Genomic DNA, 24,269 nt, shown 5'->3' on the forward strand with positions numbered 1-24,269 from the left:
CGAGCGCGTCAGCGGATCCAGGCGATCTGGTCCTCGACGGCGAACTCGACGCCGTCGGCGCGCGCCAGGTAGACGTCCTGGTCCAGCAGATTCCCCGCCAGCCGCATCAGCCCGCGCGGGCTGTCGTAGAAATGACCGTCGCGCATGTCCGTCACCGCCGCCACGTCGAGGGAGCCGCACGCGCGTGCTGCCTGGGCGAGGAACATGATCGACTCGTAGCAGGACTCGCCCACCGCGTTCAGCGCCGGCGCCCAACGCCCCCACCGGGCGTAGTAGGCGGCCGCGAGGTCGGCGCTCTCGGTCGTCGCCATGCCGTCGAAGTAGGCGGCGGCGGCATAGAGCCCCTCGTGGGCACCGGCCCCGCCGGCCAGCAGGGTGTTCTCCTCGACGGCGGGGCTCAGCCGGGGCAGCGACGCGCTGAGACCTGCGCGAGCGAACTGGCGGTTGAAGTGCACCGCGTCCTGGCCCATCAGCAGCATGATCACGCCGTCGACGTCCGTGCGTTCGAGATCGTGCAGCACCGAGCGGAAGTTGGTGGTGCCCAGCGGCACGTAGGTCTCGCTGACGACGCTGGACGGGCTGTCCTCCAACGCGAACCGAGCGGTCGCGCCGGTGACCCGCGGGAACACATAGTCGTTGCCGACGACGGCCCACCGCCCGACCGCGAGCTCCTCCCGCATCCACCGCACCGCGGGCAGCAGCTGGTTGATCGGCCGCTCACCGAGCATGAAGAGCCCGGGGGTGTCGTCCCTGCCCTCGTGCATCGCGGAGAAGGCGTAGATGACGCGCCCTCCGACGCGCCTGGTGACGGCCTGCCGCACCGCCGAGGTGTGCCAGCCCGCGACGGCTTCCACGCACCCGGCGTCGACGAGTTCGGCGACCTCGGCGGCGACCGTGGCGGGCGCGTCGCCGGCGTCGACCAGCACGAGTTCGATCCGGCGCCCGCCGATGCCGTCTCTGGCGTTCAGCTGCTCGACGGCGAGCTCGCCGCAGGCCAGACAGGACGGGCCGTAGATGCCGGTGGGGCCGCGCATCGGCACGACGAACGCGACCGACAGTGTGTCGGTCGCCCGAGCGCGCCTGACCCCGCGCGGGTGGGGCGCGAGGGCGAGTGAGCTCACAGGAGCCTCCGTGGGGAGACGGCCGCACGGCCGCTCGGAGGGTGGACTCACGTCGTCGGGTGTCCCTTGCCATCGAGGGTAAACTGATTCCGTCCGGAAGTAATGGGAATGCCGCTCGATGAGACGACATCCACACGGGAGGCCGTCGTGCCCGACCAGCCGCTCAGCCTGAGTCTGCTGATCAAGCAGAGCGAGGCCACGCTGCGCTCGCGGCTCCAGCCGGTGCTGGACGCCGCCGGCCTGTCGGCGGAGCAATGGCGCGTCGTCGGGGTGCTCCTCGACGCGCCCGGCACCCGCATGACCGAGTTGGCCGACGCCGCCGTCGTTCCCGCCGCGACCCTGACCCGTCTGGTCGACCGCCTCGTCGAGGACGGCGTCGTGGTGCGTCGTGTCGATCCCGACGATCGCCGACGCGTCGTCGGCGCGCTCTCGCCACGCGGCGCCGAGGTCGCGCGTGATCTGCGTGCCGCGGAGGAGCGTCTGGAGCGCGAGCTACGCGCCGGACTCGGTCCGGACCGCTTCGACGCGCTCGTGGCCGACCTCACCACCATCGTCGGCTGACCCACGACGGCGACCATGCCGACACGGGCCGGCCGCGCCAGGGCCTGAAGCTCCTAGTTGAGCAGCCAGACACCGAGATTCAGCGCGCCCGCGAAGACGACCCAGGTGAGGTAGGGCAGCAGGAGCAGCGCGGCGATCTTGTCGCGACGACGGGCGAGCAGCACTGTGGCGATCACCGAGACGACGAGCAGCGTGAGCTCTGCGAACGCGAGACCGTAGGCGTCGGCAGCGAAGAAGAGAGGCGTCCAGGCGGCGTTCAGCACGATCTGCACGCCCCACCACACCACCGCCGCGTCCACACCCGAGGCCCGCCACAGTCGCCACCCTGCGATCGCGATCAGCACGTAGAGCGCCGTCCAGGTCGGTCCGAAGACCCACGAGGGCGGGGCGAACCAGGGCTTGTCGAGAGCGGCGTAGGTCTCCTTCGACGACGTCGCGGCGAGACTCCCCACCACGGCCGCGCCGACGACCACCAGTGCGAAGACGGCGAGAGCCGCCACCGAGGTCGTGCCGCGGCGCGACGGGGGGACGTGCGCGTGGCGGGGGGCGGTCGCGGAGAAGCTGCTCATGCCGTCACCGTCCCCGCGCTGGTCGCGCGCAGACCACCCCGAGGGAGGGCGCGGTCACGGGCCGTCGCGGCAGGACCCGGAGCCAGTCGAACCGGAGCCAGTCGACCCGGGACCCGGCGTCAGAGGGTGCGCAGGAACCGCAGCACCGCACCTCGTACGGCCGCGGCGTCGCGCTCGAGAGGCAGCGCGTTGCCCGAGCGGGCGAAGACGCGCGTGGTCGTGCGCGCCGAGGTACCGGTGTGGACATCGCCGCGCGGGAAGAGCGCGTCGCGCGCGCCGACGAGACGCAGGACGGGTACGTCGCGCGGGATCGTCCCGGTGGGCAGCACACTCGCGAGCAGGGCGCCCGCGGTGCTGCTCACGTCTCCACAGGGCGTGCTGTTGCGCAGGGCTGCTGCCGTGTTCTGCACCGCGCGCGGGGCGGAGGCGAAGAGGATGTTCTTGAAGTCGGTCGCGGAGGCACCGAAGGGCGCGAAGCTCGCGGTCAGGCAGGCGCGCCCCTGCTGGCCGAGCAGGCCGAGCGCGGCCGACGTCGGACTGGTGCTCGGCGGCGACATCAGGACGACGCCCGCGATGGCCGGGTAGCGCGCCGCAGCGAGCTGGGAGAGCAGGGCACCGGTGCCGTGGCCCTGCAGCACGACCTTGGTGAAGTGCTGAGTGCTGCCACCGCGGCCGTCGGCGTAGGTGAACTTGCCGGCACGCAGGTGCTGCACGACCTGGCCGAGCATGTGGGCCTGCGCGTCCAGGCAGGTGCGCTTGCCGTCGCGCAGCGCGCTGCGGCCATAGCCCAGCCGGTCCAGCACGACGGAGGTCTGACCACGACGCGCGAGCTGCGTGGCGTAGTCCAGGGACGGCGCCGAGCGCAGGTTCCAGAACCAGGCCCCCGTGCCCGCGTCGTGCACCAGCACGTTCGCGGTCGAGGTGCCGGCGCGGCCGCGCACGACCTGCCGCGGGCCCACGAGCCGCGCGACCACCCGGTGCGAGCGCCGGTCGGCGGGGCAGCCGCTGAGCGTCTCGACCAAGCCGTACGGGGCATTGACCAGATCGAACACGATGCCGCGCGACGCCACCTGCTGGGAGGCGGGGCGCTCGGCCCGGACGCCGTCCGCCGCCTGGGCCGACGGAGACGCGGTGGCGAGCGTCGCCGTGCCGAGCAGCAGGGCGAGCGGCAGGACGAGGGCGGCGGGCAGTCGACGCATGCTGTTGAACGTACGTCAATAAGCACTCGCGGCTCCAACCCGCGGGGTTGTGAGATCGGCGACAGCGCAGGTGGAACACTGGTCGGCGTGCAGACCATCGGACTCATCGGCGGGCTCAGCTGGGAATCCAGCGCGGCGTACTACGAGCTGCTCAACAAGGGCGTCGAGGCACGCCTCGGGGGCCTCTCGTCAGCCAGGTCGGTCATGGTCTCGGTCGACTTCGCCGAGGTGACCGCCCTGCAGGAGGCCGAGCGCTGGGACGAGGTCGCCACCATCCTCATCGCAGCGGCCCACTCGGCCGAGGCTGCCGGAGCCGACTTCCTCCTGCTGTGCACGACCACGTTCCATCGCGTCGCGGAGCAGATCAGCGAGGCGATCTCGATCCCCGTCCTGCACCTCGGCGACGTCGTCGCCGCGGCCTGCGCCGACCAGGGCGTGAGGTCGATCGGCTTCCTGGGGACGACGTTCGCGATGTCGCGCCGGTTCTTCACCGAGCGCCTCGAGGCCAACGGGCTCGCCGTACACGTGCCGGACGAGGCCGACCACGCCGAGCTCAACCGGATCATCTACGAGGAGCTCGTGCACGGGCGCGTGCTGGACTCGTCCCGCCGCTTCGTCGTCGGTCTCATCGACAAGCTCTGGGACGCCGGCGCCGGCGGCGTCGTCCTCGGCTGCACCGAGCTGGAGCTCCTGGTCCGTCAGGCCGACGCCGACATCCCGGTCTTCCCCTCCACCACGCTGCACGTCGCCGCAGCGCTCGACCGCGCGCTGGCCTGAGGCGGCGCATCTCGACGAGCCCGATGACCGGGCCCGGCGGTCGAGCGGAGCCCGGTGGTCGAGCGGAGCCCGGTGGTCGAGCTCGTCGAGACCCCGGCTCGGATCACAGCGCCCACGATGCGGGGAAGACGTCGTCGCGCAACTAGGCTTGCCCCCCGTGACTTCCACCCGCTCTGACCTGCGCAACGTCGCGATCGTCGCGCACGTCGACCACGGCAAGACCACCCTCGTCGACGCGATGCTCCACCAGGCCGGCGCGTTCACCGCGCACCAGGCCGAGGGCGTGGCCGAGCGCGTGATGGACTCCGGCGACCTGGAGCGCGAGAAGGGCATCACGATCCTCGCGAAGAACACCGCCGTGCGGTACCAGGGCGAGCACGCCCCCGAGGGCGGCATGACGATCAACATCATCGACACCCCCGGCCACGCCGACTTCGGCGGCGAGGTCGAGCGGGGTCTCTCGATGGTCGACGGCATCGTGCTGCTGGTCGACGCCTCCGAGGGCCCGCTCCCCCAGACGCGCTTCGTGCTGCGCAAGGCGCTCAACGCCGACATGCCGGTGATCCTGGTCGTGAACAAGACCGACCGCGGCGACGCGCGGATCTCCGAGGTCGTGGATGAGACCTACGAGCTGTTCATGGATCTGCTCGACGACAGCCACAGCCAGGACGCCCTCGACTTCCCCGTCGTCTACGCCTCGGGCAAGGCCGGCATCGCGAGCCTCACCCAGCCCGCCGACGGCACCATGCCCGACGGCGAGAACCTCGAGCCGCTCTTCAAGACGATCCTCGACACCATCCCGGCGCCGGTGTACGACGCGGACGCCCCGCTGCAGGCGCACGTCACCAACCTCGACGCCTCGCCGTTCCTCGGGCGCCTCGCGCTGCTGCGTATCAAGCAGGGCGAGCTGCGCAAGGGCCAGCAGGTGGCGTGGATCCAGCGCGACGGCACCGTGAAGAACGTCAAGATCACCGAGCTGCTGATCACCGAGGGCCTGGAGCGGAAGCCGGGCGAGAAGGCCGGGCCGGGCGACATCGTCGCGGTCGCCGGAATCCCGGAGATCACGATCGGCGAGACCTTGGCCGACGTCGAGAACCCGGTCGCACTGCCGCTCATCCACGTCGACGAGCCGGCGATCTCGATGACCATCGGCACGAACACCTCTCCCCTCGTCGGCCGGGTCAAGGGCGGCAAGGTGACCGCGCGGCTCGTGAAGGACCGCCTCGACTCCGAGCTCATCGGCAACGTCTCGCTGCGCATCCTGCCGACCGACCGCCCCGACGCCTGGGAGGTCCAGGGCCGCGGCGAGCTGGCGCTCGCCATCCTGGTGGAGCAGATGCGTCGCGAGGGCTACGAGCTGACCGTCGGCAAGCCCCAGGTAGTCACCAAGGAGGTCGACGGCAAGCTGCACGAGCCGTTCGAGCGACTCACGATCGACTCCCCCGAGGAGTTCCTCGGCACGATCACCGAGCTGCTCGCCAACCGCAAGGGCCGCATGGAGGGCATGACCAACCACGGCACCGGCTGGGTGCGCATGGAGTTCGTCGTGCCCGCGCGCGGCCTGATCGGCTTCCGCACCGACTTCCTCACCGAGACCCGCGGCACGGGTATTGCCCACCACATCTCCGAGGGCTACTTCCCGTGGGCCGGCGAGATCCGCTCGCGCGCCTCGGGCTCGCTGGTGGCCGACCGCGCGGGTGCCGCGACGGCGTACGCGATGACGTCGCTGCAGGAGCGTGGCGTGATGTTCGTCGAGCCGACCACCGAGGTCTACGAGGGCATGATCGTCGGCGAGAACTCCCGCGCCGACGACATGGACGTCAACATCACCAAGGAGAAGCAGCAGACCAACATCCGGTCTGCCACCTCCGACAACTTCGAGAAGCTCATCCCGCCGAAGCGGCTCTCGCTGGAGCAGTGCCTGGAGTTCTGCCGCGACGACGAGTGCGTCGAGGTGACGCCGGAGTCGGTGCGCATCCGCAAGGTCGAGCTCGACGCCAATGTGCGGGCCAAGTCGGCCTCGCGGGCGCGCAAGGCCAACAAGTAGCGCCGACGACCCGAACGACCGGCGCCCGCTGCGTGCTCGACCAGCACTCAGCGGGCGCGGTCTGGTCGGTCACGCCGCTCCGCGCCTGAGATCGGCGGCGGGCGGACCGAGCCGTTCCGCTACTTCTTCCGCCGCACCGACTCACATCGCTGGAAGCCCTCGCGAGCCGCGAGGTCGGACTTGTCGGCGAGCACGACGTCGGCACCGCCCCCGCAGTTGACCTGGTCGCGCTGTCCGTCGCGGACATCGATGGTGTCGTTGCCGTTGTCCAGGCAGCACGTGCCGGTGTCGCCGTACACGGAGTCGCGGCCCGGTCCACCGACGATCCGGTCGCTGCCGCCCCCGCCGGAGAGGACGTCGTTGCCGCCTCCGCCCATGATCGTGTCGTCTCCGGCACCGCCGCTGATCTCCTCGGCCTTGCCACCGCCGACGATGCGGTCGTTCCCGCTGGATCCGTAGATCCGCTCGATGTCGGAGTGGTAGTTGTCGCCTCCGGTGCCTGCCGCTCGATCGTTGGCCTTGTCGTCGAGGCTGATCACGACCGCGTTGACGTCGCCACTCGCGTCGACGGTGTCGCGCCCGGGTCCGCCCCGGACGTCGTCCGCCCCGCTGTCGAGGAGGCTGTCGGGCCCGTTCCCGGAGTTGCCGGACTCCGTGTAGAAGGTGTCGTTGCCGGCACCGCCGTTCTGGATATCCGCACCCGGCCCGCCCCACAGCCGGTCGTTGCCGCCGTCGCCGAAGAGCTTGTCGTCACCGGCGAGACCACGCAGGTCGTCGTTCCCCCCGCCTGCGCGCACCTCGTCGGGGCCTGCGCTGCCGACGAAGCTGTCGTTGCCTCCGCCGAGCTCGACATAGCTCCCCGCGAGCCGTGCTCCCCAGAAGGCGACCTCGTCCTTCCCGCTCCCCGCACTGACGACCGTGGACTGGTTCGGGCAGTCGTCGCCCGCATACAGCTTGTTGGCCCCGTCTCCGAGGTTCGCCACCAGCGCTGCCATGCACACGCCGCTCTGCGTGATCTGGTCGTCTCCTGCTCCCAGGTAGGCGACGACCGCGTCCAGCGGGCAGGAGACGACACCGAACTCGGCCGAGCACCCCTGGGGCACCGAGCTGAACCCGGGCGCAGCGCTCCCGGTGCTCTCGCGGAAGGTCATCGCCACCTGGCTCAGGGCGTTGTTCCACGTCAGGTACAGCTCGCCCTTGGAGCTGGTCGCGTCGATGACGATCGTCGCCTCCGGCAGGCCGTTCTCCGCGGCAGCCTCGGGGGTCATCCCCCCCCCCCCGGCGGGTGCGCCCGCCCGCGCCTGAGGCGCGGACGCGTGCGTCGGCGAGGCGAGCGCCGTGGTGGCGGCCGCAACCGTGATCGCTGCGGCAGCGTGGGACATCCGGCGCATGATCGTGCTCGTCATGTCGGCGATCCTGTCGTGACCGGCCCGCGGCGTCCAGAGGCCGGTCGCCAACTCACCGGCCGTCGCGATCGGGGCTGGTCTAGTGATTCCGCGGATAGGGGCTGTCGTGGTGGGCGTCGTCCCGGCGCGTGCATGGGTGCCGCCGAGGAGGGAGCCGTGCCGGAGGCACGGCGACCGAGTCGAAGGTGCTCAGGTGCGTGCGGGGGCGGCGGCCAGCCGACATCTGCCCGATCCGCGGGATCACTTAGGCTCCCCGGATGGGGACGAGGGTCGCATTCCTTGACGGGGTGCGGGGGGTTGCTATCGGGTGTGTGCTGCTCACCCACTGGTTCGAGCCGACGCTGGGCTGGGGGCAAGGCGGCCTGCTCGGCGTCGACGTCTTCTTCGTGCTGAGCGGCTTCATCATCACCACGCTGCTGTGGCGCACGGATCCAGGCCCGCTCGTCGCTCGGACGACCCACTTCCTGGGGCGACGCGTGCGGCGGCTCTACCCCGCTCTCGCGGGGGTCGTGGTCGCGGCCACGGTTCTCGTCGCGCTGACGCCGGGGGCCGAACCATCCGGGCAACGTGCGGCCGAGCTCGGCGCCGCCGCACTCGCCCAGCTGACCTGGCTCGTCTCGGCGACCGGCGCGGACACCGACCCGTTCGGCGTCACCTGGTCCCTCGGCATCGAGTGGACCTTCTACCTGCTCTGGCCCTGGCTCGTCCTGACCTGGCGTGACCGTGGGTGGACCGCCGTGCGCGCGGCACGGGCGAGCCTCGCGATCGGCGCGGTCTGCTACCTCTCGACGCTCGCCGTCGACGGCGACGTCTTCTACGTCCTCCCGGTGCCGCGCTTCGGCGAGCTGCTCGCCGGCGCCGCACTGGCTCTGCTCGTGGCGCATCATCGCGAGCACGGCACGAGGATGCGGTCGTGCCCGACGGCGCTCGTGTGGTGCAGCGTGGTCGCCTTCGCGGTGTACGTCGTGATCGCCCCGTGGGCGGTCGAGGCGTGGCAGACCCGGTTCGTCGGAATCCCGCTCGCCACCGCAACGACGCTGCTCATCCTGTGGTGGCACTACGCGGGCGGCACCGGCCTCGTCGAGACCCTGCTGACGTGGTCGCCGCTCGTGGCTCTCGGTCGGATCAGCTACAGCCTCTACCTCTGGCACGCCGTTCCAGCCTCGTTCCTCGACGTCGAGATCGCCGGCTCCTCGGGCGCACTGGCGGGCGCGGCGTTCCTCGGACTCAGCGTGGTCGCAGCACTGGCGAGCTATCGCTGGCTCGAGCGGCCCTTCACCGGCTCGCGCGCGGGGATCCTCGCCGCGCCCGGGGCGCCGGTGACGCCGTCCGACACCCGGGCGTGAGCCCCTCGGCGGGCTCCGGGGAGCTGGCCGGCCTCGCGGCGCGTCAGACGTCGCGCAGGGCGCCGGCGAGCGCGGAGATCACGTGCGGCGGGTGGGTCGAGCCGGGGAAGTAGGCGCAGACCCGATCGGCGATGTCGCCGAACCGGCGGCCGATCTCGGCTGCGCACTCGACGGGCGTCCCGACGACGGCGAGCGTGCGCAGCATGTCCTCGTCGACGAGATCGATCATCGCGGCGATGTCGCCGGTCTTGGAGAGCGTGTTGAGCTCGGGCTGGAGGTCTCCCCACCCCTCGACCTCGAGCACCGAACGGTAGGCCGGGGTCGAGCCGTAGAACGCCAGCAGTCCCCGGACGCCGAGCGTGGCGGCCTCGATCGCCTCGGGCGTCTCGCCTGTGGCGACGATCGCCTGGGGGTACAGGTCGATCCGCTCCCGACCGGCCCGCGCCAGCCCCTCGGCGACGGCCGGAAGGGTGCGCTCCCGTACGTGGCGATGGCTGTGGAACGGCATCACCAGCAGACCGTCGGCGACCTCCGCCGCAGTACGCGTCATCACCGGCCCCAGGGCGCCGAGCAGCACCGGCGGGACGCCGTAGGGGTTGGGACCGGGCACGAAGGTCGGCGGCATCAACGTGTGACGGGTGAACTCGCCGCGGAAGTCGAGTCGGGTGCCGTCCTGCCAGGACGCGAGGATCGCTTTGACCGCCAGCACCGTCTCGCGCATCCGAGCAGCGGGCCGGCTCCAGGTCGACCCGTAGCGGTTCTCGATGTGCGGGCGGATCTGCGACCCGAGACCGAGGCGGAACCGCCCGCCTGAGAGCAGGTGCAGGTCGTAGGCCAGGTTGGCCAGGTGCATCGGACTGCGGGGCAGGGCGATCGCGACGTTCGTCATCAGGTCGGTCGGCGGTACGTCGGAGGAGCCCGCCGCGACGATGAGAGGCGCGAAGACGTCGTGCGGCCCCTCGAAGGTGAAGAGGCCGTCGACCCCGGCCGCGATCAGGGCGCGGGCGCGTTCGGCGGCTTGATCGGGGCGTCCGTCCAACTGCACGTCGAGCTTCATCGGCGCCACCCTCTCACCGTCGTCCTTCCTCCGCGCCCACCCCACGCTGACCCGTCGGCATTTGCTGACCGATCAGCGGCCGCCCGCGACATCGAGGTGGGTGCCGGTCGTGTACGACGACTCCTCCCCCAGCAGCCAGGCGATCGCACGAGCGACCTCCTCGGGTGCTCCGGCGCGGCCCAGCGGGATGCCCGGCGCCATCCTCTCCACCCGGCCCGCCTGGCCGTTGCGGTCGTGGATCTCGGTGTCGATCAGGCCCAGCCGGACGCTGTTGACGCGGATCCCGCGGTCGGCGACCTCGCGGGCGAGGCCGGTGGTGATCGTGTCGACCGCGGCCTTGGACGCCGCGTAGTCGACGTACTCCCCGGGCGATCCCAGCACCGCGGCGCGCGAGGAGACGTTGACGATCGATCCCCCGACGCCGCCGCGATCGGTCGCCATCCGACGCACCGCCTCGCGCGAGCAGAGCAGCACCCCGAGCACGTTGACCTCGAGAACGCGACGCATGCGCTCGCCGTCCAGATCGGCGAGCGGTCCGGTCGGCGCGACGATGCCGGCGTTGTTCACCAGTGCCCGCAGAGCACCGGCCTCCCCAGGCACGTCCGCGAACAGCCCGCGGACGTCCTCCTCGCTGCTGACGTCGACCCGCACGGCCCCTGCCCACGCCCCGAGGTCGCGGCAGTCGCCGACGACCGTGGCCGCGGCGGCCTCCTCGGCCCGGAAGGTCAGCAGCACGTTCCACCCCCGGCGCGCCAGTTCGCGCGCCGTCGCGGCGCCGACGCCACGGCTGCCACCGGTGATGACGGCCAGGTCGCGGGTCATGGGCGGCAGCGTAGTGGCCCATGGCATCGACATCTGTCAATATAGACGGGTGTCGAATTCATTCGGGGCTGACCCGACCGCACCCCACGCCGTGGCCCGGTGCTCATCACTGCTCACCGAGCCGATGTCGGCCGAGACGGCGGGTGGCGTGGCACCCGTCCTCAAGGCGCTCGCCGACCCGGTCCGACTCCGGCTGCTCTCACTGATCGCCTCGCACGCCGACGGCGAGGCGTGCGTGTGCGACCTGAACGACGCGTTCGACCTGAGCCAGCCGACCATCAGCCACCACCTGAAGGTGCTTCACGAGGCCGGGCTCGTCGATCGCAGCAAGCGCGGCGTCTGGGTCTACTACGCCGCTCGACGCGATGTGCTCGCCGATCTCTGCGCGTTGCTGGGATCGGTCGCCCGATGAGCACGACGGCGCAGCGGTGCCTGGCCGAGCTGGTGGGTACGGGTCTCCTCGTGGCGACCGTCGTCGGCTCGGGGATCTCGGCGACCCGGCTGACCGACGACGTCGGCCTCCAACTGCTGGTCAACAGTCTCGCGACCGGAGCGGTGCTGGTGGCACTGATCCTGGCCCTGCGACCGGTCTCGGCGGCCTTCAACCCGGTGATCACGGTGGTCGAACTGGCGCTGCATCGCCTCGACGCACGTCAGGCCATCGCGCTGATCGCCTCCCAGGTGGCCGGGGGGATCCTCGGCACGCTGGTGGCGAACCTGATGTTCGAACTCGACGTCGTCAGCGTCGCGGGCACCGACCGCACCGGCGCGGGCCTGTGGCTCGGCGAGGTGGTCGCGACCTCCGGCCTGGTGCTCGTCGTCCTCGGCACGGGACACCGATGGGCTTCTCCGCCCGCGCCCGAGTCGGCTGCGCCCGGTGACGTCCCCGTGGCGCTCGCCGTCGGCGGCTACATCACGGCGGCGTACTGGTTCACGAGCAGCACCAGCTTCGCCAACCCCGCGGTCACGGTCGCGCGCACCCTGTCGGACACCTTCACCGGGATCTCACCAGCATCGGCACCGATGTTCATCGGCATGCAACTGCTCGGCGGTGTGCTGGCCCTGGCGCTGTGCCGCGCTCTGAGCAGCGCGCACGACGACCACCCCGTCACCGACCCGGCCGACGAACCTCAGGAGCTCCGATGACCAGCAGCACTCGTCCTGCCGTCCTCTTCGTGTGCGTGCACAACGCGGGGCGCTCCCAGATGGCTGCGGGCTACCTGCGGCACCTCGCCGGAGATCGCATCGAGGTCCGGTCGGCCGGGTCGATGCCCGCGGACCAGATCAATCCGACGGCGGTCGCGGCGATGCTCGAGGAGGGCATCGACCTCGGCGCCGCCCAGCCACGCGTACTGAGCGCGGACGACGTGGCCGCCAGCGACGTCGTCGTGACGATGGGGTGCGGCGACGCGTGCCCGTACTACCCCGGCACCCGCTACGAGGACTGGACGTTGGAGGATCCCGCCGGCCAAGACCTGGCGGCGGTCCGCGCGATCCGGGACCAGACCCGCAGCCGCGTGGTGGCGCTGATCGCGAGCCTGGATCGGTGACCGGCGACCCCGGCAGGCGCCCGGCCGGGCACCGCCCGTCGACCACCCAGCCGCCCCTCGCCCGCCACCTCGGAACCGCGGACGCCGTCACGATCGGCCTCGGCTCGATGGTGGGAGCCGGGGTGTTCGCGGTGTTCGCGCCGGCGGCCGAGGTAGCGGGCTCGGCCCTGCTGATCGGACTCGTGGTCGCGGCGGCGATCGCCTACGCGAATGCGACGTCGTCGGCGCAGCTGGCGGCCCAGTACCCGTCGTCGGGCGGCACCTACGTCTACGGCCGCGAGCGGCTGAGCCCGGGCTGGGGGTTCGCGGCGGGGTGGGGCTTCGTGATCGGCAAGACGGCCAGCTGCGCGGCGATGGCGCTGACCTTCGCCGCCTACGCCGCACCCGACGGATGGCACCGCCCGACGGCGGTCGGCGCGATGATCGTGATCTCGGCGATCACCTACCGCGGCGTCACGCGCACCGCGCGAGCCACCCGCGTCATCCTGGCCGTCTCGTTGACGGCCCTGGTCGTCGTCGCGCTGGCCGGGCTGATCGGCACCGGGCCCGACGTCGCCCGGGTCGCTCCGCTCGCCGACGCTGGCGAGGTCGGTTGGTACGCCGTGCTGCAGTCGGCGGGCCTGCTCTTCTTCGCCTTCGCCGGCTACGCGCGGATCGCGACCCTGGGCGAGGAGGTGCGCGATCCTGCACGCACCATTCCACGGGCCGTGCAGATCGCCCTGGCACTCGCCGTCGCGATCTACGCCCTGATGGCACTCACAGTGCTGCTCGCCCTGGGCGCGGGAGCCACCGCCGGTTCACCGGCGCCGCTCGCCGTCGTCGTGGAGACGAGCGGCTGGTCGTGGGCCGAGCCGCTCGTGCGTCTCGGCGCCTGTGCCGCTGCCCTCGGCGCGCTGCTCGGCCTGTGCCTCGGCGTCAGCCGCACCACGCTGGCGATGGCCCGCGACGGCGAGCTTCCGCGCTGGCTGGCCGCTGTCCACCCGCGTCACCTGGTGCCGCACCGCGCCGAGCTCGCACTCACCGCCGTCGTGTGCGGTCTCGTGCTCGTGGTCGACCTGCGCAGCGTGATCGGTTTCTCCTCGTTCGGGGTGCTCTTCTACTACCTCGTCGCCAATCTCGCCGCCCACACCCAGCAGCGCGACGCGCGCCGGTTCCCGCGGGCACTGCAGGTGTTCGGCGCGGTCGGCTGCGTGGTGCTGATGGCGACGCTGCCCGCCGTCTCGGTCGCGGTCGGCGGCGGCGTCCTAGCGCTGGGACTCTCCTGGCGAGTGGTGCGCCTGCGCTGGGTTCGGCCCTAGCTGTCACCGCGTGCGACGACGACCGGCCTCGGTGCCGCGCGATGGAGACGCACCAGCGAGCGGCGGGCACCGTGGGAGGCTTGGCGACGTGGATGAGTCGAACCCGAGCACCGAGCGGGCCGAGCGCATGGCGAGCTGGTTGGAGGGGCTCGGGCTCGCCGAGCAACTCGCCACCGCCGGCCTCCCGACCTTCACCCGCGACGACGACGGCGTCGCGCGCTGGCTCGACCCCCGCACCGGTGCGGCCCTCGACGCCGACCGGCTCGCCGAACTCGAGACCCAGCTGCGCCGCGACGGCGACGAGGCCGAACACGCCGTCCCCGTCGCCTTGGTGCAACTGCGGCACCTCGCGCGGGTGCGAGCGGCGCTGCTCGACAGCCCCACGCACGACTACGCGAGCCTGGCCGCGGTCCGCGGGGCGAGCGAGAACGCCACCCGGTTCGCCGTCCACAAGGCCGCCGAGCGTTCGGCGCTCCTGGTGATCTCGCACCAGTCGTCGCGCTCGGGCACCACCTCGGTGCTCGTGCCCGCCTTCCAGCTCGACGCGGCCGGCGAGCTCCGGGCGGAGCTGGCGGCGGTGCTCGAGCCGCTGCTGTCCGTCGGAACCGACCCGTGGAAGGTGTGGGCCTGGCTGACCCAGCCCGCCGCACTGCTCGGCGGCGCCGTCCCGCACGAGGCCGCTCGCGACCCCGAGGAGTTGCCGATCGTGCGCCACGCGGCCGTGCGGCTGGCCGAACGGGCGCGAGCGAACCTCGCCGGGTGAGGCCGATCGATTCGACGGCCCGATAGTTCAGGACCGACGGGTCAGACCGTCGACCAGCGACCACTGGGCGAACGCGTAGCTGCTGAGAACGAGGCCCTCGGCGAGCGCCCGCGACGCGTGACTACGCAACAGCAGTTCGCGCATCAGGATCGTGGAGTCGGAGGCGAGGAAGCTGGCCCCGCCACGAGCGACTACCGGATCCTGCGAACTCATCGCCGTGGCCGCCATGGCGGCGAGCAGCGCGCCATAGCCGGCGATCATCGGGTCGACGGCGCTGCGGCGGGCCCGTGCGTCGAGCGACGCCAACGCGCCCATCCAGACGGCGACCGGCACGGCGACCCGGGTGGCCGGCGTGATGCCGGCACGCCGCATCGCCACGAGGTAGGCGCCCTGCTGGACGGCGAACGCCGCGGCACCTCGACGCAGACGACGGCGCGCGGCGGCGTCGTCCTCGGGGGAGGCGGGCGGCAGCAGCGCGACGTCGCCGACCCAGGCGGCCGCCAGGGCGACCCGCAGGAGGGGTGGCGACGGCCGGGCCTGCAGCACCGGCATCAGCAGCGACTTGCTCACCATCAGCGGACGCCGACGCTCGAGCGCTCCCGCGAGGGCCGTGGCGACGGCGGTCGCGGCGTAGGTGGCACGCACCGAGGGTGACCTCATGGGCTCATCCTGTCCGACCCGACGGGCGAAGGGTGGTCCTGGAGCGGAGAGGACCACGGGCCGTCGTCGACGAGGACTGACCTACGATCGCGGAAGGGCCCGGTCAGGCGGCCCGTCACGGGAGGTGCGCACCATCAGCGGTGAGTTCGCCGACGCGGCAACCGGCCCGGGCTCGCCGACCACGGCGGGCGACCGCCGTCTCCTCGGCACCCTCGCCCTGATCACCACGGTGACGGCCGTGGTCAGCAGCCTCGGCGCACCGCTGGTGCCCGAGATCGCCGCGACCTTCGACGTCCCGCTGGTCTCCGCGCAATGGGCGCTGACAGCGACCCTGCTGGTCGGCGCGGTCTGCGCCCCGCTGCTGGGCCGCTGGGGCAGTGGACCGTGGCGCCGCCCCGTGATGCTCGGCGGGCTGGGTGCGGTGCTGCTCGGCACGGTGCTCTCCGCGATCTCGGCCGCGGTGGGCGAGGGCTTCGGCCTGATGGTGGCGGGCCGCGCGCTCCAGGGCATCGGGCTGGGCCTCGTGCCTCTCGCCCTCGCCGTCACCCGCGACTCCTGGGTCGGCGAGGAGCTGTCGTCGATCGTGGCGCTGCTCTCGGTGACCACCGTCGCCGGTGCGGGGTTGGGCTACCCGGTGACGGCGTCGGTCGCCGAGCACCTCGGCCTGGCCGGCGCCTACTGGTTCGGCACGCTGCTCGTGGCGTGCACGCTCCTCGCGGCGTGGCGGGACATCCCGGCCGCCTCGAGTGACGAGCGTCCGCGGGTCGACCTGGTCGGGGCTGGCCTGCTCTCCGTCGGCATGGTCGGCGTGCTGCTCGCCGTCAGCCAGGGCGAGCGGTGGGGCTGGCTCTCCTCCGTCGTGCTCACGCTGGGGTTCGGCGGGTTGCTCGTCGTCTTCGCCTGGGCGCGGTGGACCTGGCGCCGCGCCCATCCGCTCGTCGATCTGCGCCTGGCGGTCCGGCCCGGCGTCGGCGGCCCGAACCTGGTCGCCAGCTGCGCCGGAGTGGGCATGTACGGGCTGCTCACCCTGGTGGTGCTCATCGTGCAGTCCGACGGCGGCGGACCGACGACCGGCTTCGGGCTCGGCCTCGGTGTCTCCGCGGCCGGGCTCGTGCTGTTGCCCTACGCCGTCCTGTCGGTCCTGGGGGCGCGAGTGGCGCGCGCCGTGGCGGCGTGGGTGGGCACCCAGGTGCTGCTGCCGATCGGTTGCACCGTGTTCGCCTCGTCGCTGCTGTTCTTGATGCTGTGGCACGACGCGTTGTGGCAGGTGCTGGTGGCCATGGGCATCGGAGGCCTGGGCAGCGGCTTCACCTTCTCCTCCCTCGCCGTCCTCATCGTGCCTCGGGTGCCGGTCGCCGAGACCGGCAGCGCGATGGCCTTCAACCAGCTGCTGCGCTATCTCGGCTTCTCCGTCGGCTCGGCGCTGTCGGTCGCGCTCCTCGACCTCTTCGGCGCGGACGACCAGGCGCTGCGCCACACCCTCGCGATCCTGGCCGCCGTGTGCTTCGCCGCCGGGCTCGCCGTCGCAGTGCCCGCAGTGACGCGGGGACGCCCCCGCGCGCGCCGTCGCCGGCCCACCCCCTGACGGCGTCGGGCGTTCGGGTCCGGCGAGGGCACGGCGGCGGCTACAGTCCCCCCGTGCAGAATCGGGTGGCCTTCCTCGACGGTGTGCGCGGTATCGCCATCGGAGCCGTGCTGATGACGCACTGGGTCGACCCGATCGCCGGCTTCGGCTACGGCGGCCTCATCGGCGTCGACGTGTTCTTCGTCCTCAGCGGCTTCGTGATCACCACGATCCTCTGGCGCGCCACGATGACCACCCCGGCCGCCGACGTCGTGCAGTTCCTGCGTCGACGCGTCCGGCGGCTCTACCCGGCGCTGGTCGGCGTCGTCGTCGTGGCGACGGCGCTCGTGCTCCTCGTGCCCGACGCCGAGCCGGAGTCGGACGCGACGGCCCTGACCAACGGTCTGCTCACCCTCACCCAGCTGTCGTGGCTGCCCTGGATGGGTGGCGAGGCACCGCTCCCGTTCGGGGTCACCTGGTCGCTGGGTGCGGAGTGGATGTTCTACCTGGTGTGGCCCTGGCTGGTCTGGCGCGCCCGCAAGGCCGGCGTCGCACCCGGTCGCGCGGCTCGGATCGCCTTCGTCGGCGGCGTCGTGCTCTACCTCGCGATGCTGTGGATCCCGGCCGAGGCGTTCTACTACGCCCCGTTCCCCCGGTTCGGTGAGCTGATGGTCGGGGGCTCGGTGGCGCTCGCTGTCGCGGCGGCTCGCGACGCCGGCACGACGCTGCGACCGATCCCGACGTCGTTCGCCTGGGCGGTGACGATCGCGGTCGCGGCCTACGTGCTCGTGGTCCCGTACGCCTTCGACACCTGGGCGGTGCGCCTGGTCGGGATCCCGCTCGCCACCCTCGGCACCGCGACACTGTTGTGGTGGCACTACGCCGGCGGGAGCGGGGCTCTGGAGCGCGTGATGACCTGGGCACCCCTCGTCGCGCTGGGGCAGATCAGCTACAGCCTGTACCTGTGGCACGCGGTGCCCGCCGCATTCCTCGACGTCGACGTCCCCGGCGTGCCGGGCAGCGTCACCGGCGTCGGACTCCTCGTGCTGAGCTGCGGTGCGACGTGGCTCAGCTACATCTGGCTCGAGCGACCCTTCACCGGATCGCAGGCCTCGACACTGAGCCCGGACGCCGCATCCGCCCGCTAGTGCCGCGCGCGCGGGCGCGTCACCACGGCAGCGACGACCCCTCCGAGGGCACCGAAGAGGTGGCCCTGCCAGGAGATGCCCGGCTCGCCCGGTAGGACGCCCCACAGCAGGCTGCCGTAGACGACGAACACCGCCACGCCCAGCGCGATCTCACCGACGTGGCGGGCGAGGAACCCGCGGATCATCACGAGGACGAGCCAGCCGAAGACCAGACCGGACGCGCCGATGTGGTTGGTGTGGGCAGGCCCGAGGAGCCACACCCCGACGCCGCAGAACACCCAGATCACGGCGGTGGCGATCAGTCCGCGACGCAGACCGGTCACCAGGACGAGGAAGCCCAGCACCAGGGCGGGCACGGAGTTGGCCTCCAGATGCGTCCAGCCGCTGTGCAGGAGCGGCGCGACCACGATGCCGAGCAGGCCCTCGTCGGTGCGCGGGCGGACGCCGTACTGGTCGAGCCGGTGCGACGCGACGGTGTCGACGACCTCGATCGCCCACAGCACGACGACGAACCCGACGACGGTCGCGCCGGCCGTCTGCCACGTCGGGCGGGTGGCGTGCGGCCCGCCCGCGCGTCGGGTCACGCCGCCCAGCGTCCGATCACCTCGGCCACCCGGTGCACCTGCTCGACGTCGGAACCCGTGGGGATCAGCTGCACCTCGTCGGCCCCGATGTCCTCGAACCGCTGGAGCACCTCGACGAGCTCGGCCGCTGTGCCCGCGAAACCGGTGGTCGGCGCCATCGCGTCGACGAACTCCGCGGGGATCCAGTTCATGTAGTGGCGCAGGTGACGGTGCACCTGGGCCCGCGCGGCACCCGAGGCGCCGTCCTCGTCCAGCGCGAACCAGAAGGACGTCGTCAGGCGCGGCGTGCCGCGGTCGGCCTCGGCCCACGCCGAGCGCGCGAGATCGAAGAGTCCCCCGACGGCGTCGACGTCGAGGTCGAGCGTGACGCCGGCGAGCCCGTCGGCCCAGCCGGCGGCGTTGCGGATCGTCTTGGGGCCGAGCGTGCCGACCAGGATCGGCGGGCCGCCGTCCTGCACCGGTGCCGGACCGACCGGACGGGTGGCGCCGGTGACGTTCTCGCCTGCCCAGACGCGCCGCATCGTCGCTACCCGCTCGGCCATCTGGCGCATGGTCTGGGTGGCGGGGTCCGCGCCGGCAGCGCGGTAGTCCTCCTCGCGTCCGCCGACACCCACCCCCACGGTGAGACGGCCGCGGCACAGCTGGTCGCCCGTGGCCAGCGACTTGGCCAGGAGCACCGGATCGTGCAGCTGCGGCACGATGACCGTGGTCACCAGGCGGACCCGCGACGTCCACGACGAGACGGCGCCGAGCAGCGTCAGGGTCTCGGGATTGTCGAAGGCCATCCGCTCGCCGAAGGAGAGGGCGGAGAACGGTCCCTCGTCGCTCGCGCGGGCCCACGCCTCCAGCGTCTCGGGGCCACGTGCCCACACGTCGGGTTCCATCACCGGGAGCGTCATGCCGATCTGCATGCGCACACCTTGGCAGATGGCGCGTTCGGTCTCGTCCGTGCGGGCACCTGCGTCCGACGACACGGGGTGGGGTCCGCGGCGGCAGCCGTCGCTACAGTCCGAGCGTGAGCTCGCGTGTGCGTTGTCTGTGGGGAGCCGAGGCCGGCCGCGACCTGTCGCACGACGACGTCGCCGACCTCTACCGCTGGCCCGAGGAGGGCCGCTGGGTCCGGGCGATGATGGTCACGACCTTGGACGGCGCGGCGGCAGGGCCCGACGGACTCAGCGGATCGATCTCCTCGGAGGCGGACAAGGCGGTCTTCGACGCCGTCCGTCGCTTCGCCGACGCCGTGCTGATCGGCGCCGGGACGCTCCGCGCCGAGCGGTACCGGCCGATGCGGGCCCAGGACGCCGATGCCGAGCGTCGTCGCGCTGCCGGTCAGCTGCCCGCCCCGACGCTCGTCGTCGTCAGCGGCTCGCTGGACCTGCCGTGGAGCGAGCCGGTGTTCGCGGAGTCGGCCCAGACGCCGATCGTCGTGACCGGCACCGACGCCGATCCGATGCAGGTCGCCTGGGCCCGTACCCAGTGCGACCTGGAGGTGGTGGACTCCCCGCGCCCCTCGGCCGGCGACGTGGTGGCGGTCCTCGAGCGGCGCGGGCTGCGCCGCATCGTGTGCGAGGGCGGTCCGACGCTGTTGGACGAGTTCGTCCGCACCGGGCTTCTCGACGAGGCGGACATCAGCCTCTCCCCCGGGTTCGCGGGCACCGCCCACTCCCCGAACGGCGTCGGACCGGAGTCGGTCGCATGGTTGAGACTCGAGCACGTGCTCACCGCCGACGACTTCTTGATGATGCGCTACGTCCGGCACGACGCATGATCGACCTCGCGACGCTGGCGGCGCTCGCCACGACGCACGCCGACGAGCTCGCGCGCAGCGTGGAGCCGTTCGTGATGGGCGGGCGCAGCCACGACACGGACGAGCGCCCGATCGTGATGGGTGCGATCAACCTCAGTCGCGACTCCACCTACCGCGAGAGCGTCGCCGTCACCACCGCGTCCGCCATTCGCAAGGGCCGCGTGATGGCGGCCCAGGGCGCGCACCTGATCGACGTCGGCGCTGAGTCGAGCAGGGCCACTGCGGATCGGGTCGATGCCTCCGCCCAGTCGGCCCGGCTGGTGCCGGTCGTGGAGGCCCTGGCGGCCGAGGGACTCTGCGTGTCGGTGGAGGGCTACGACACCGCTGTGGTGAGGGCCGGCCTCACGGCGGGCGCGGCCGTGGTCAACCTGACCGGCAGCACCGACGACGACGCGATCTTCGCGCTCGCGGCCGAGCACGGCGCTTCCGTGGTGCTGTGCCACGTGCTGGGCACGCATGCGCGCGCGCTCGACGGTTCCGACGTCGACGCAGACCCGGTTCCAGGCATGCTCGACCGGTTCGGCCCCCGCATCGCACGCGCCCGCGAGCTCGGTGTACCGGGCATCGCCATCGACCCCGGTCTCGGGTTCGGGTTCCGGCTCGGCGACCAGCGTGCGCGTGCGCGCTACCAGGCCGCCACGCTGCTGCAGACGTTCCGGCTCCGCTCGCTCGGCGTGCCGGTCTGCCACGCGATGCCGCATGCGTTCGACCTCTTCGAGGATCAGTTCCGGACCGCCGAGGGCTTCTTCACGGTGCTCGCGCACCTCGGACGCACGGGCATCTACCGCACGCACGAGGTCCCGCACGTCGTCGCCGTGCTCGACGCGCTCGGCGAGCTCGACGCGCTGCCGCTCTAGAGGGCCTGGATCAGCGTCGGGCCCGTCGCCAGACGGGCAGCAGGCGGTCGACCGCGGCGCTCACCTCTGCCGGGGCGTCGGCGAACACGCCGTCGACGCCGGCGGCGAGGAAGAAGCGCACCTCGGCGGCTTGGTCGCCGTTGGCGCGAAGGTCATCGCCCTGTCGGAACTGCGGCAGGAGCAGCGCGTTCTCCGGTGCGATCATCCGCACGAAGAGCGCCAGGCCCTCCTCGTGGGCCGCGGTGACGGCGTCGCGCACCGGATAGCGCACGAAGAGGTCGATGTCGGCGACCACCAGGTCGATCTTGGAGGGCAGCGCGCGCAGGGACTCACCCGATATCCCGCCCTCGAGAACTTCCTCGGTCACCTGGAAGGCGGTCGCGACCGACGCCGGCAGGGAGTCGGCGAGAGCAGTGACGGTGCGGGTGTCGTCGGTCTGGACGAGGACCCGGCCCGGTTCCTCGGCCAGCGGGGAGTCCTTCAGGAGCGCGGTGAGCAGCGGCTCGATCGGCTGGCCCAGACCTCGCACGTACTCGGTGTCGCGCGGCTCGATGACCACGCCGATGTCGCGACCGCTCTCGCGCGAGAGCCGGCGCACCAGGTCGAGCACGTCCTCCAGGCGGAGGATCTGCTCGCGGTCGTCGCGCTGCTGGGCGGCGCGCCGGTAGTCGCCGAGGGAGGAGCGGCTGCGCAGCTTGGAGAGCTCGCGCCAGGTGAAGTCCTCGGCGAACCAGCCCTTGACCTCGCGGCCGTTGACGACGCGGGTCGTCCGACGGCCCTTGAAGGCGGATCGGGAGGCGATGTCGGTGGAGATCGCCAGGTCGCCGTCGTAGCGGGCGAGCAGGACGCCGTCCTTGGTCATCACGGTCGCGACGTCGACGAAGTCGGCGCCGCCCTCGACAGCGGCCCGGTAGCCACCTTCGGTGTAGTCCGGCCAGGTGGCCCACGCGCCCCGGTGGCCCACGACGATCGGGCGGTTGCGCTGGAACTCCTCGGTGAGGTCGCGCCGGTCCGTCGCTCCGGGCGACGCGATGGCGACGTCGGTCTCCAAGCCGCTGACCGGCCCGGAGGCGGGGTCGTCGCCGCGGCCGCCGAGCACGATTCCTGCCGCGACCATGCCGATCGACACCAGGCAGATCGCTGCCGCGAGTAGCGCCTTCCTCACCGATTCTCCTCTCGTGTCGCCCCCGGTCGTTGCCGGGCGGCGGCGTGCGACGTCACCGCGACGGCGTCGCCGTCCGGTGCGCCACCACGTCGTGGCTCAGGTTTCCCCGTGATCCCAGCGTGGGCTCAGTACGCTCCGCGAGATCCGAGGACAGCGCCGAAGGTACGCCACAGGATGATCAAGTCCTGCACGATGGACCAGTTGTCCACGTAGAACAGGTCGAGCCGCATGGCCTCTTCGGCCGACAGCTCGCTGCGTCCCGAGACCTGCCACAGGCCGGTGAGCCCGGGCTTGATCAGGTGCCGACGCTGCATCGAGCCGCTGTAGGCGGCCACCTCGGCCACACTCAGCGGACGAGGTCCGACCAGGCTCATCTCGCCGCGCAGCACGTTGAACAGCTGCGGCAGCTCGTCGAGCGAGAGCCGGCGCAGCCAGCGTCCTGGCCGGGTGATCCGCGGGTCGTCGGCGAGCTTGAAGTAGAACAGGCTGATGCCGTTCGCCTCGGCCAGCTCGGCCCGCAGGTCGTCGGCGTTGGTCACCATCGTGCGGAACTTCAGGCACCCGAAGACCGAGCCGTCCCGGCCGACGCGGTCCTGGCGGTAGAGCACCGGGCCCCCGTCGTGGAAGCGCACACGAGCCGCGATGAGCAACATCAGTGGCGCGATCGCGACGATCAGGCCGAGGGTGACCACGACGTCGAAGATGCGCTTGAGGCGCCGGGTCGCGGCGAGGCCGCGGGTCTTCTCCAGGTGGATCAGCGGAAGGCCGCCGACCGGGCGGACGCGCACCCGCTCGTGGGAGATGTCTGCCACGCGGGGCGCCACGACCAGGGAGACGTCGTGCTCCTCCAGCTCCCACACCATCTCGCGCAGCTGCTGGCTGGAGGAGATCGAGGTGTCGGCGAGGAAGAGCACATCGGCGCCGACGAGGTCGATGGCGGCACGCGGGGACTCCACGGCACCGACCACCGGGATGCCGCGCGGCGTCGTCGCCCCGATGCCTCCCGGCGTGAGCGCCCCGCAGATCTCGTAACCGAGCCAGGCCTGGCGCTCGAGGATCTCGGCGATCTCGTCGATGTGCTGCGCGACACCGGAGAGGAGCACGCGGGAGGTCAGGCGGTTGCGGCGGTGCGCCCGGTGGAGCGCACGGCGCATCGACAGCCGGCCGACCAACAGGCACGGCAGCCCGACCACCACCGTGATCGCCACGAACGAGCGCGAGAGCGTGAAGCCGGCGAAGTAGCAGGCGATCGAGACCGCGGCGACGTTGGCCGCCGTGGCTCGCGCGACCCGCTTGAACTCGTCGCTGCCGACAGTGAGGACGTGCGGCTCGTAGGCGCCGCAGGTGCGCAGTGCGACCACCCAGCCGAGGCCGAAGACGATCGCTGCCGCCCAGAGCGACATGCTGGCCGTCTCGCTGCCCCAGATCGGGGCGAGCAGGTCGCGCGCCATCAGGGCGACGGCGCAGACGAGGGCGACGATCCCCAGGTCGAGCAGGGCGAGGCCCCGCACGATGAGGCGTTGTGCCGCCCTTCCGCGGGCGCGCTCGGGTGCGACGATCACCTCGGTCGCCATTGCTGCAGTTGCTGCCATCGGGCCCTCCTCCCCGTTCTCCCCACGGGCGTCTCCGAATAGACACGACTTCAACGACTCATCAACAGAACAGTTACGCGCCGACTACGAGCCAACTTTCGGACCGACGGCCTAGGTAGATGTGACTAGACGGACCGCGCTCCGGAGCCGATGCCGCGGTGATCGCCGCTCGACAGAATCGGTCACGTGCTGACGTTGTGGCTGGTCATCGGACTCGCGACCTGGACGGCACTGTCACTTCCGGTGGCAGTCGCCCTCGGTCGCGGGTTGGGCGCATCCGGTTGGGAGCCCGGATCGCGTCGCAGCGACTACCACCTCGCCGTCTAGCACGACTGCGAGCGGCCCCGCCGACGGCCGGAGGGAGGTCGTCGGCGGC

General features: G+C 72.1%; 25 protein-coding genes. 14 read left to right on the top strand and 11 right to left on the bottom strand.

Going from position 1 to position 24,269, the window contains the following annotated elements; genetic code table 11:
- Window positions 1–8: 8 nt before the first annotated feature.
- Window positions 9–1,121: a substrate-binding domain-containing protein gene (locus tag KSO97_RS03560; RefSeq protein WP_232676545.1), complete on the bottom strand. Its 1,113-nt coding sequence runs from the start codon at window positions 1,119–1,121 to the stop codon at window positions 9–11.
- 147 nt (window positions 1,122–1,268) lie between these two features.
- On the opposite strand from KSO97_RS03560, the gene KSO97_RS03565 reads away from it, so the two are divergent.
- Window positions 1,269–1,682, top strand: a complete 414-nt coding sequence (locus KSO97_RS03565) for a MarR family winged helix-turn-helix transcriptional regulator (protein ID WP_232676546.1) — start codon at window positions 1,269–1,271, stop codon at window positions 1,680–1,682.
- Between the two features lie 53 nt (window positions 1,683–1,735).
- Here the strand turns inward: KSO97_RS03565 and KSO97_RS03570 are convergent, their stop codons facing one another.
- Both KSO97_RS03570 and KSO97_RS03575 read right to left on the bottom strand, forming a co-directional pair.
- A complete protein-coding gene (locus tag KSO97_RS03570; protein ID WP_232676548.1) occupies window positions 1,736–2,251 on the bottom strand; it encodes a TspO/MBR family protein in 516 nt (171 codons plus the stop codon).
- Window positions 2,252–2,370: 119 nt separating this feature from the next.
- On the bottom strand, window positions 2,371–3,450 hold the full coding sequence (locus KSO97_RS03575; protein WP_232676550.1) for an alpha/beta hydrolase: 1,080 nt from the start codon (window positions 3,448–3,450) through the stop codon (window positions 2,371–2,373).
- 87 nt (window positions 3,451–3,537) lie between these two features.
- Between KSO97_RS03575 and KSO97_RS03580 the strand changes: the two genes are divergently transcribed.
- Window positions 3,538–4,227 carry an aspartate/glutamate racemase family protein gene (locus KSO97_RS03580; RefSeq protein ID WP_232676552.1) on the top strand — a complete coding sequence of 230 codons (690 nt, stop codon included), beginning with the start codon at window positions 3,538–3,540 and terminating at the stop codon, window positions 4,225–4,227.
- A 157-nt stretch (window positions 4,228–4,384) separates the two neighbouring features.
- Entirely contained in the window at window positions 4,385–6,274 is a 1,890-nt protein-coding gene (gene typA / locus KSO97_RS03585) for a translational GTPase TypA (RefSeq protein ID WP_374198442.1), read from the top strand.
- Between the two features lie 119 nt (window positions 6,275–6,393).
- On the opposite strand, the gene KSO97_RS17770 is transcribed toward typA, so the two are convergent.
- Complete coding sequence (locus tag KSO97_RS17770) at window positions 6,394–7,680, bottom strand: calcium-binding protein (RefSeq protein ID WP_269781951.1); 1,287 nt, start codon at window positions 7,678–7,680, stop codon at window positions 6,394–6,396.
- A gap of 257 nt (window positions 7,681–7,937) precedes the next feature.
- Between KSO97_RS17770 and KSO97_RS03605 the strand changes: the two genes are divergently transcribed.
- Window positions 7,938–9,026: an acyltransferase gene (locus KSO97_RS03605; RefSeq protein WP_269781952.1), complete on the top strand. Its 1,089-nt coding sequence runs from the start codon at window positions 7,938–7,940 to the stop codon at window positions 9,024–9,026.
- A gap of 43 nt (window positions 9,027–9,069) precedes the next feature.
- On the opposite strand, the gene KSO97_RS03610 is transcribed toward KSO97_RS03605, so the two are convergent.
- Entirely contained in the window at window positions 9,070–10,083 is a 1,014-nt protein-coding gene (locus KSO97_RS03610; protein WP_232676555.1) for a TIGR03617 family F420-dependent LLM class oxidoreductase, read from the bottom strand.
- Between the two features lie 72 nt (window positions 10,084–10,155).
- Window positions 10,156–10,905 (bottom strand): SDR family oxidoreductase, encoded by a 750-nt coding sequence (locus KSO97_RS03615; protein ID WP_232676556.1) that lies wholly within the window; start codon window positions 10,903–10,905, stop codon window positions 10,156–10,158.
- On the opposite strand from KSO97_RS03615, the gene KSO97_RS03620 reads away from it, so the two are divergent.
- From KSO97_RS03620 to KSO97_RS03640, 5 genes are all read left to right on the top strand, one after another.
- A complete protein-coding gene (locus tag KSO97_RS03620; protein WP_374198443.1) occupies window positions 10,904–11,317 on the top strand; it encodes an ArsR/SmtB family transcription factor in 414 nt (137 codons plus the stop codon). The two genes, KSO97_RS03615 and KSO97_RS03620, sit on opposite strands and share 2 nt — an antisense overlap.
- The gene (locus KSO97_RS03625) at window positions 11,314–12,051 is read left to right on the top strand and encodes an aquaporin (RefSeq protein WP_232676557.1); all 738 of its coding nucleotides are present in this window, start codon (window positions 11,314–11,316) and stop codon (window positions 12,049–12,051) included. Before KSO97_RS03620 ends, KSO97_RS03625 begins: the two co-directional genes overlap by 4 nt.
- Window positions 12,048–12,455 carry an arsenate reductase ArsC gene (locus tag KSO97_RS03630; protein ID WP_232676558.1) on the top strand — a complete coding sequence of 136 codons (408 nt, stop codon included), beginning with the start codon at window positions 12,048–12,050 and terminating at the stop codon, window positions 12,453–12,455. Before KSO97_RS03625 ends, KSO97_RS03630 begins: the two co-directional genes overlap by 4 nt.
- Window positions 12,452–13,753: an APC family permease gene (locus KSO97_RS03635; RefSeq protein WP_232676559.1), complete on the top strand. Its 1,302-nt coding sequence runs from the start codon at window positions 12,452–12,454 to the stop codon at window positions 13,751–13,753. The genes KSO97_RS03630 and KSO97_RS03635 overlap by 4 nt, the downstream gene beginning before the upstream one ends.
- 88 nt (window positions 13,754–13,841) lie before the next feature.
- Window positions 13,842–14,516, top strand: coding sequence for a hypothetical protein (locus KSO97_RS03640; protein WP_232676560.1), 675 nt, complete (start codon window positions 13,842–13,844; stop codon window positions 14,514–14,516).
- A 27-nt stretch (window positions 14,517–14,543) separates the two neighbouring features.
- Here KSO97_RS03640 and KSO97_RS03645 read toward each other — a convergent pair whose 3' ends face one another.
- Window positions 14,544–15,176, bottom strand: coding sequence for a lysoplasmalogenase family protein (locus KSO97_RS03645; protein WP_232676561.1), 633 nt, complete (start codon window positions 15,174–15,176; stop codon window positions 14,544–14,546).
- 124 nt (window positions 15,177–15,300) lie between these two features.
- On the opposite strand from KSO97_RS03645, the gene KSO97_RS03650 reads away from it, so the two are divergent.
- Together KSO97_RS03650 and KSO97_RS03655 are read left to right on the top strand one after the other, a co-directional pair.
- Window positions 15,301–16,761, top strand: coding sequence for an MFS transporter (locus KSO97_RS03650; RefSeq protein ID WP_232676562.1), 1,461 nt, complete (start codon window positions 15,301–15,303; stop codon window positions 16,759–16,761).
- Window positions 16,762–16,814: 53 nt separating this feature from the next.
- Window positions 16,815–17,888: an acyltransferase gene (locus KSO97_RS03655; RefSeq protein ID WP_232676563.1), complete on the top strand. Its 1,074-nt coding sequence runs from the start codon at window positions 16,815–16,817 to the stop codon at window positions 17,886–17,888.
- Here the strand turns inward: KSO97_RS03655 and KSO97_RS03660 are convergent.
- Together KSO97_RS03660 and KSO97_RS03665 are read right to left on the bottom strand one after the other, a co-directional pair.
- Complete coding sequence (locus tag KSO97_RS03660) at window positions 17,885–18,472, bottom strand: rhomboid family intramembrane serine protease (protein WP_232676565.1); 588 nt, start codon at window positions 18,470–18,472, stop codon at window positions 17,885–17,887. The genes KSO97_RS03655 and KSO97_RS03660 overlap by 4 nt on opposite strands.
- The gene (locus KSO97_RS03665) at window positions 18,469–19,383 is read right to left on the bottom strand and encodes an LLM class flavin-dependent oxidoreductase (protein WP_232676566.1); all 915 of its coding nucleotides are present in this window, start codon (window positions 19,381–19,383) and stop codon (window positions 18,469–18,471) included. Before KSO97_RS03665 ends, KSO97_RS03660 begins: the two co-directional genes overlap by 4 nt.
- Before the next feature lie 104 nt (window positions 19,384–19,487).
- Here KSO97_RS03665 and KSO97_RS03670 point away from each other — a divergent pair, with 104 nt between their 5' ends.
- Window positions 19,488–20,240, top strand: a complete 753-nt coding sequence (locus tag KSO97_RS03670) for a dihydrofolate reductase family protein (protein WP_232676567.1) — start codon at window positions 19,488–19,490, stop codon at window positions 20,238–20,240.
- Window positions 20,237–21,136 (top strand): dihydropteroate synthase, encoded by a 900-nt coding sequence (locus KSO97_RS03675; RefSeq protein ID WP_232676568.1) that lies wholly within the window; start codon window positions 20,237–20,239, stop codon window positions 21,134–21,136. Before KSO97_RS03670 ends, KSO97_RS03675 begins: the two co-directional genes overlap by 4 nt.
- 10 nt (window positions 21,137–21,146) lie before the next feature.
- On the opposite strand, the gene KSO97_RS03680 is transcribed toward KSO97_RS03675, so the two are convergent.
- Complete coding sequence (locus KSO97_RS03680; protein ID WP_232676569.1) at window positions 21,147–22,301, bottom strand: glycerophosphodiester phosphodiesterase family protein; 1,155 nt, start codon at window positions 22,299–22,301, stop codon at window positions 21,147–21,149.
- A 125-nt stretch (window positions 22,302–22,426) separates the two neighbouring features.
- Window positions 22,427–23,893, bottom strand: a complete 1,467-nt coding sequence (locus tag KSO97_RS03685; RefSeq protein ID WP_232676570.1) for a sugar transferase — start codon at window positions 23,891–23,893, stop codon at window positions 22,427–22,429.
- A 186-nt stretch (window positions 23,894–24,079) separates the two neighbouring features.
- Between KSO97_RS03685 and KSO97_RS03690 the strand changes: the two genes are divergently transcribed.
- Entirely contained in the window at window positions 24,080–24,220 is a 141-nt protein-coding gene (locus KSO97_RS03690; RefSeq protein WP_232676571.1) for a hypothetical protein, read from the top strand.
- The last annotated feature ends 49 nt before the right edge of the window (window positions 24,221–24,269 follow it).

Origin of the sequence: Nocardioides sp. R-C-SC26 (assembly GCF_021246465.1) — a bacterium.
Classification (GTDB): domain Bacteria; phylum Actinomycetota; class Actinomycetes; order Propionibacteriales; family Nocardioidaceae; genus Nocardioides.

Excerpts from the sequence above, each read along its gene's own strand:
- KSO97_RS03570 (WP_232676548.1), bottom strand. The coding sequence starts at position 2,251 with ATGAGCAGCTTCTCCGCGACCGCCCCCCGCCACGCGCACGTCCCCCCG.
- KSO97_RS03575 (WP_232676550.1), bottom strand. The coding sequence starts at position 3,450 with ATGCGTCGACTGCCCGCCGCCCTCGTCCTGCCGCTCGCCCTGCTGCTC.
- KSO97_RS17770 (WP_269781951.1), bottom strand. The coding sequence starts at position 7,680 with ATGACGAGCACGATCATGCGCCGGATGTCCCACGCTGCCGCAGCGATC.
- KSO97_RS03605 (WP_269781952.1), top strand. The coding sequence starts at position 7,938 with ATGGGGACGAGGGTCGCATTCCTTGACGGGGTGCGGGGGGTTGCTATC.
- KSO97_RS03610 (WP_232676555.1), bottom strand. The coding sequence starts at position 10,083 with ATGAAGCTCGACGTGCAGTTGGACGGACGCCCCGATCAAGCCGCCGAA.
- KSO97_RS03620 (WP_374198443.1), top strand. The coding sequence starts at position 10,904 with ATGGGCGGCAGCGTAGTGGCCCATGGCATCGACATCTGTCAATATAGA.
- KSO97_RS03615 (WP_232676556.1), bottom strand. The coding sequence starts at position 10,905 with ATGACCCGCGACCTGGCCGTCATCACCGGTGGCAGCCGTGGCGTCGGC.
- KSO97_RS03625 (WP_232676557.1), top strand. The coding sequence starts at position 11,314 with ATGAGCACGACGGCGCAGCGGTGCCTGGCCGAGCTGGTGGGTACGGGT.
- KSO97_RS03630 (WP_232676558.1), top strand. The coding sequence starts at position 12,048 with ATGACCAGCAGCACTCGTCCTGCCGTCCTCTTCGTGTGCGTGCACAAC.
- KSO97_RS03645 (WP_232676561.1), bottom strand. The coding sequence starts at position 15,176 with ATGAGGTCACCCTCGGTGCGTGCCACCTACGCCGCGACCGCCGTCGCC.
- KSO97_RS03665 (WP_232676566.1), bottom strand. The coding sequence starts at position 19,383 with ATGCAGATCGGCATGACGCTCCCGGTGATGGAACCCGACGTGTGGGCA.
- KSO97_RS03675 (WP_232676568.1), top strand. The coding sequence starts at position 20,237 with ATGATCGACCTCGCGACGCTGGCGGCGCTCGCCACGACGCACGCCGAC.
- KSO97_RS03685 (WP_232676570.1), bottom strand. The coding sequence starts at position 23,893 with ATGGCAGCAACTGCAGCAATGGCGACCGAGGTGATCGTCGCACCCGAG.